The organism is Collinsella sp. LCP19S3_D3, assembly GCF_052121455.1.
Lineage (GTDB): Bacteria > Actinomycetota > Coriobacteriia > Coriobacteriales > Coriobacteriaceae > Collinsella.
Genome location: NZ_JBQKEF010000020.1, coordinates 23,919 through 30,932, shown reverse-complemented (window position 1 = coordinate 30,932; position 7,014 = coordinate 23,919). Strand labels below are relative to the sequence as shown.

Below are 7,014 nucleotides of genomic sequence, written 5' to 3'. Positions count from 1 at the left end.
GGCGAACGGGGCCGCCTGGCCGGCCGGCCGGGCTTTCCCCGGGCGCTCCGCTGCCTCCACACCGGAGCGCCCTTCCCCTTCGATTGAATACCCGCCTGGCCTGGGGCCTGTTGCGGGTTAGGCCTATTGTTCGCTTGGATATCCCAGGTCAGACGCGTATCCAATTGCCGAAAGTTCCCGGTCGCGAGCGCGGCCGTCTTGATCGGAGTATCCATGTACCAGCGTATTTAATTACTGCGCTGGAATAGAACGCGTGTTTGACAAATTAATTTGGCATCAGACAGCGGGCGCAGTTTCAGTCGAATCCGTGCCCGCTGCTGTATGTGTGAGCAGTGTGAATAGGGGATGTAGCCCTGTTCACACCTGGACCCATGTCGGCACCGGTCAATGCCCACGATGCTTTTGCTTGCGCTTCAGCTTCCGCTGCTCGAAGCGCGCCTCCGCCTCATCCGCGCGACGCTGACTTCTTGCTTGAGCCGACTCCCGCTTCATCGCTTCCCGCTGTGCCGCGAGCGCCTGTTGTGCCTTGGTGCTCACCGCGGGCCGTTTAAGGGCTTTCGCTGCCTCGCGAGCGCGCCGCTTGGGGTTCTTCGCGGGCTTGCTTGTCTCAGTGGCCTTGTCGCCGAAGAACGAGAGCTTCTCCCATTTGCCGACAACGAATCGCAGGATCTCCTCATCGGACGGCTCTGCGCCGAAGACGATGCGGGCGACGCCGTATCTGCCGTCCTCGACATGCTCCGCCAGCCCAACCCAGAATTGGCCGTCGTGATATACGGTCAGGGTGGACGACACACTGATCTGCATGGTTGGTTCCTCCTTTATGTAGATGACCATGCAGAGAAGGGACAACCAAGGAGGCAGGTTACTGATGCGGACACCCGCACGCCCACGACTACCCGACGGGGACTGTGTTTTTATCTCTGGTAGTTGGATTGTAGCACGCGCAGACGCGCCCTTCATCGCTGGCGACATGACATGGTTGGGGCTTACCACCCGACGCGCCCTTGCGCATATCGTCTTCTCGGTTTCGAAACTTTAAAAGACCTTGAGTTTCGAAACCGCGAAGGAGAGTTTAAGCAAGAGACGACGTTAGCTCTGAGTCGACGCTCGAGAAGGGGCTCTCGTCGCTTCTGTCCATCAGGGATGCATTCACGAAAGTCCTCATCGCCCGCGCGGGAGTTCGAACGCGCGCAAATCGATCCGGACGCAAGCGAAGCCCCAGTCAGCTCCATGACTTATGGGAAAGCCGCCCTTTGCAGGCTTCTTATCCTTGTTGTGGCGGTTGTTGTTTACGGTGTTGTTTGCGTTCGCATTGGCAGAGGAGCTGTCGCCGTTGCCCCTCCGTTTTCGTCAGTACCGGGCTGGGTGGCTGCCCTTCAGTCTGCATGCAAGGTGAGATCGGGCCCAGCGCCGTCTTTTTATAAGCGCTTTGGCGAAAACGTCCTGCTTATCAGAAGGATTTAAGTCCCAATTAAACAAGGAGCGGAAAGAGAGCCATATGCGATAGCAATGATTTCGCTATTGCATCTTCTGCTTGCATTTGCCTTAAGAAACCCTATATTAAAATGAGGCGCAATCGTATCCTTTTACCAAATCTGAGCAAGCGCATATATGCCCCAGCTCAGATTCAAAAGACTTTGAAAGCGAGATGCCATGAGCAAATGCTCATGTACGGTAAGGAAGCAAGCAACCGAAAACAAGAGATAGACCGCCAGCACTACACTATTCCGAACCAAAGACCAAAAGATAAGCATTGTGGGAAAATCTAAACTTTTGGATTTTCCTACAATGCCGACTACGGCGGAATCCCTCCCACTCCTTATATATTTCTTTCTGTATACATTGAATTTGTATTTAGTAAAATGCAGACAACACCACGGATCGGCTTTTGGCTGGACAATTCCAACCAAACACCGCAGCAGACAGTAGAAACCATTCTGAACGTTAGGAAGCCGGTATGATTGTTACATATAAGGGGAAGAAAAATTTCTTTTAGATACTTGTTTTCCTAAAACTGATGTGATATAATAATTCAAGTCCAGAAAAGGAGTAAAAAATATGCGGCAAGGTATTCTTAAATAAAACTATAATCAAATAGTGGGAACAAAGGATTATGATAGTCCCTTTTGTAGGGGCTTAGTTTTTTGTACCCAATTTAAGAATACTTTTGCCTTATCAATTTTGACATATCCCCAAAAACAGCACTCACAAACAGGTGTATGCTGTATATGTGTATGTCCGCAATTATCATCCCCAGTGGTAAAAGTATTTTACTGCTGGGGATTTTTATGCCCTTCGGGGCAGTAAAGGGAGGACAATCACATGAAAATAATCAATATCGGGATTCTTGCCCATGTAGACGCTGGAAAGACAACCTTGACGGAGAGCCTGCTATATGCCAGCGGAGCCATTTCAGAACCGGGGAGCGTCGAAAAAGGGACAACGAGGACGGACACCATGCTTTTGGAGCGGCAGCGTGGGATTACCATTCAAGCGGCAGTCACTTCCTTCCAGTGGAACAGATGTAAAGTCAACATTGTGGATACGCCCGGCCACATGGATTTTTTGGCGGAGGTGTACCGCTCTTTGGCTGTTTTAGATGGGGCCATCTTGGTGATCTCCGCTAAAGATGGTGTGCAGGCCCAGACCCGTATTCTGTTCCATGCCCTGCGGAAAATGGACATTCCCACCGTTATCTTTATCAACAAGATCGACCAGACTGGCGTTGATTTGCAAGGCGTGTATCAGTCTGTTCGGGATAAGCTCTCCGCCGATATTATCATCAAGCAGACGGTGTCGCTGTCCCCGGAAATAGTCCTGGAGGAAAATACCGACATAGAAGCATGGGATGCGGTCATTGAAAATAACGATGAATTATTGGAAAAGTATATCGCAGGAGAACCAATCAGCCGGGAAGAACTTGCGCAGGAGGAACAGCGGCGGGTTCAAGACGCCTCCCTGTTCCCGGTCTATCATGGCAGCGCCAAAAAGGGCCTTGGCATTCAACCGTTGATGGATGCGGTGACAGGGCTGTTCCAACCAATTGGGGAACAGGGGAGCGCCGCCCTATGCGGCAGCGTTTTCAAGGTGGAGTATACAGATTGTGACCAGCGGCTCATCTATCTGCGGCTATACAGCGGAACGCTGCGCCTGCGGGATACGGTGGCCCTGGCCGGGAGAGAAAAGCTGAAAATCACAGAGATGCGTATTCCATCCAAAGGGGAGATTGTTCGTACAGAAACCGCCCACAAGGGCGAAATTGTCATTCTTCCCAGCGACAGCGTGGGATTAAACGACGTATTGGGGGACAACACCCGACTTCCTCGTGAAAGGTGGCGCGATGCCCCCCTCCCCATGCTGCGGACGACGATTGCGCCGAAAACGGCAACGCAAAGAGAACGGCTGCTGGACGCTCTTACGCAAATTGCGGATACTGACCCGCTTTTGCGCTACGAGGTGGATTCCATCACCCATGAGATCATTCTTTCTTTTTTGGGCCGGGTGCAGTTGGAGGTCGTTTCCGCTTTGCTGTCGGAAAAATACAAGATTGAAACAGTGGTAAAGGAACCCACCATCATTTATATGGAGCGGCCGCTCAAAGCAGCCAGCCACACCATCCATATCGAGGTGCCGCCCAACCCGTTTTGGGCATCTATCGGACTGTCTGTTACACCACTCCCGCTTGGCTCCGGCGTACAATACGAGAGCCGGGTTTCGCTGGGATACTTGAACCAGAGTTTTCAAAACGCTGTCAGGGATGGTATCCGTTACGGGCTGGAGCAGGGCTTGTTCGGCTGGAACGTAACGGACTGTAAGATTTGCTTTGAATACGGGCTTTATTACAGTCCGGTCAGCACGCCGGCGGACTTCCGCTCATTGGCCCCGATTGTATTGGAACAGGCATTGAAGGAATCAGGGACGCAACTGCTGGAACCTTATCTCTCCTTCACCCTCTATGCGCCCCGGGAATATCTTTCCAGGGCTTATCATGATGCACCGAAATACTGTGCCACCATCGAAACGGTCCAGGTAAAAAAGGATGAAGTTGTCTTTACGGGCGAGATTCCCGCCCGCTGTATACAGGCATACCGTACTGATCTGGCCTTTTACACCAACGGGCAGAGCGTATGCCTGACGGAACTGAAAGGGTATCAGGCCGCTGTCGGCGAGCCGGTCATCCAGCCCCGCCGTCCAAACAGCCGCCTGGACAAGGTGCGCCATATGTTTCAGAAGGTAATGTAAAGATACATAATCGTCAAGACGGCAACAATCAGAAGTTATGGAGGGTAACAATGGAACGCCGTTTCTGAAAGGAGCGAGAGAAGCGCCGTCTTGCCCGTTCCCCTTGCTCCCGTAATAATAGTCGACAGGTTGGGATCTCCCGGGCCGTTGATAAAGCCACGGTTGATGTCGCGCAGGATATGCTCGCGACCCGCTAGAAAGGGAGGGACGCTTCCAAATGTTGGGGTAAAGGGGTTCTTGCTGTACTCCATGGTAGCTCCTTTGCAAGTTTTGCTAATTTTTGCAAGTTTTGCTAACTTTTGCAAGTTTTGCTAACGACAGACCAAAGGGCATCGAAGCAGTGGCGCTGACATGTTTTACGCAGAAAAATAAGCAGAAATCAATTTATCTGCGTTAAAAAATAGTTGAGAAGAAAAACGACGAGTCCCGGGCGCAATGCCGTTGCGTTCCGGGCCTCGTCGCTTTGCGAAGTGTCTAACGATCTCGTTGCCGTCGTCCTAGTCAAACAAACTCGGCATGTCGTTTTCCTTCATGAGGGCACCGGCAGAGGGGAGACTCTGCGCGGTGAACTTCTCAGCCGAGGCGCCGGCGCCAAGGATTTCCTCGGTCGTGCCGACGGTGGTGACCAAGCGACCCTTCTTGGCGGTAAAGGCCTGGACGCCCTGCGTGTTGGTGGTCGTCTTGGTCTTGAGCAGCGACGTGTTGAAGTTCATCAAGCGGTAGTCGCTCGAGACCAGCGCGATGTCGCGGTCCTCCTTGAGCACCTGTGCATACAGCAGTTTGCTGCCGCCGTAGATGGCGTTCTTGAGGCGCTTGCGGTTGGTCTTGGTAACGTATCCAGAAAGCGCGACGCGCACCACGCGGCCGTTCTCAAAGATAAACAGCACGTCGGCCTTGTAGTCCTCGGGGTCGATGACCCAGATCACGCTCTCGTCGGGTTCCATCTCAAGATCGGTGGGCAGGTACGAGCCCAGCTGGGCCGACTTGGTGTCCTCAAACGCTGCGACCTTGCACTTGTACACCTGGCTCTTGTTGGTAAAGACCAGCAGCTCGTGGGTGTTGGAGGACGGGAACTCGATAAAGGGTTTGTCGCCGTCTTTGTACTTGAGCGTGGCCGCCTTCTTGAGCACGCGGTCGGTCATCTTTTTGAGATAGCCCTCGCGCGAGAGCATGATGGTAACCGGATATTCCTCGACCTCGGGCTCCAGGCTTACCTCGATAACCTCATGGGGCTCAATCCTGCCCGTGCGGCGCGGCATCACGTACTTTTTGTTGACCGCGGCCAGCTCGTCGCTGATGACCTTCTTGATGTTGTCCTCGCTGGAGAGGATCTCCTCTAGCTCGGCAATCTCGCCCTCAAGCTTAGCGATGTCCTTGGTACGGTTGAGGATGTACTCCTCGTTGATGTTGCGGAGCTTAAGCTCGGCAACAAACTCGGCCTGGGTCTCGTCGATGTCGAAACCCTTCATAAGGTTGGGCACGACCTCGGCCTCGAGCTTGGTGCCACGGATGATGGCGATGGCCTTGTCTATGTCGAGCAAGATCGCCTCAAGACCGTGCAGCAGGTGCAGGCGCTCGGACTTTTTGCCCAAGTCAAAGTTAATGCGGCGACGCGTGGACTCAATACGCCACTTGACCCACTCGTGCAGGATCTGGCGTACGCCCATAACGCGGGGGTAACCATCGACCAACACGTTAAAGTTGCATGAGAACGAATCCTGCAACGTAGTCGAGCGATAGAGCTTCGCCATGAGCTTGTCGGGGTCGACACCGCGCTTAAGATCGATGGCGATACGCAGGCCCGAGAGGTCGGTCTCGTCACGGATGTCAGCGATCTCCTTGACCTTGCCTTCTTTGGAGAGCTTGACGATGCGATCGATGATGACATCGGTCTTGGTGGTGTAGGGGATCTCGTAGACCTCGATAATGCGCTCTTCGGGAATCCAGCGCCAGCGGGAGCGGATCTGGAAGCTGCCAAGGCCGGTCTCGATAATCTTTTCCATCTCCTCGCGGCGGTAGATAATCTCACCGCCGGTCGAGAAGTCGGGCATGGGCATGTACTCGAGCAGATCGCAGTTGGGATCCTGCAGGTAGTGCATGGTGGCGGTGCAGACCTCGTTGAGGTTGAAGCCGCAGATGTCAGACGCCATGGCGACGCCGATGCCCTTGTTGGCCGAGACGAGGATGTTGGGAAACGTGGTGGGCAACAGGCGCGGCTCCTTCATGGCGCCGTCGTAGCTGTCGACGAAGTCGACCGGGTCCTTGTCGATGTCCTTGAAGATCTCGGCACTGATGGGGGAGAGCTTGGCCTCGGTGTAACGCGAGGCGGCGTAGCTCAGGTCGCCCGAATAGTACTTACCAAAGTTGCCCTTCGACTCCACGAAGGGGGCGAGCAGCGCCTCGTTGCCGGTGGCCAGGCGCACCATCGTCTCGTAGATCGCGGCGTCGCCGTGCGGGTTAAGCTTCATGGTTTGGCCCACGATGTTGGCGCTCTTCTGGCGCTCACCTTTGAGCAAGCCCATCTTGTACATGGTGTAGAGCAGCTTGCGGTGCGAGGGCTTAAAACCGTCGATCTCGGGGAACGCACGCGAGACGTTGACGCTCATGGCGTAGGGCATGTAGTTGACCTCGAGCGTCTGCGTGATCGGCTGATTGGTGACCTCGGAGTGCAGGCCGATGACGTTCTCGGCGTTGACCTGCTTTTTCTTTGGCTGGTTCTTCGTCTTCTTCTTTGCCACGATTTCCTCTTGAACTTCTTATGGGCCGTCGTTA

The 7,014-nt window shown here is 54.0% G+C and carries 4 protein-coding genes; 1 reads left to right on the top strand and 3 read right to left on the bottom strand.

Translation table 11 applies throughout. The features are described from left to right. Positions 1-384 precede the first annotated feature (384 nt). The gene (locus ACTQXM_RS07805; protein WP_441038875.1) at positions 385-834 is read right to left on the bottom strand and encodes a YjdF family protein; all 450 of its coding nucleotides are present in this window, start codon (positions 832-834) and stop codon (positions 385-387) included. A gap of 1,488 nt (positions 835-2,322) precedes the next feature. On the opposite strand from ACTQXM_RS07805, the gene tet(W) reads away from it, so the two are divergent. After that, positions 2,323-4,242: a tetracycline resistance ribosomal protection protein Tet(W) gene (gene tet(W) / locus ACTQXM_RS07800; protein WP_441537492.1), complete on the top strand. Its 1,920-nt coding sequence runs from the start codon at positions 2,323-2,325 to the stop codon at positions 4,240-4,242. Positions 4,243-4,277: 35 nt separating this feature from the next. Here tet(W) and ACTQXM_RS07795 read toward each other — a convergent pair whose 3' ends face one another. Both ACTQXM_RS07795 and ACTQXM_RS07790 read right to left on the bottom strand, forming a co-directional pair. Beyond that, positions 4,278-4,493: a hypothetical protein gene (locus tag ACTQXM_RS07795; protein ID WP_441016470.1), complete on the bottom strand. Its 216-nt coding sequence runs from the start codon at positions 4,491-4,493 to the stop codon at positions 4,278-4,280. A gap of 246 nt (positions 4,494-4,739) precedes the next feature. After that, positions 4,740-6,980 (bottom strand): DNA gyrase subunit A, encoded by a 2,241-nt coding sequence (locus ACTQXM_RS07790; protein WP_441537493.1) that lies wholly within the window; start codon positions 6,978-6,980, stop codon positions 4,740-4,742. Positions 6,981-7,014: the final 34 nt, after the last annotated feature.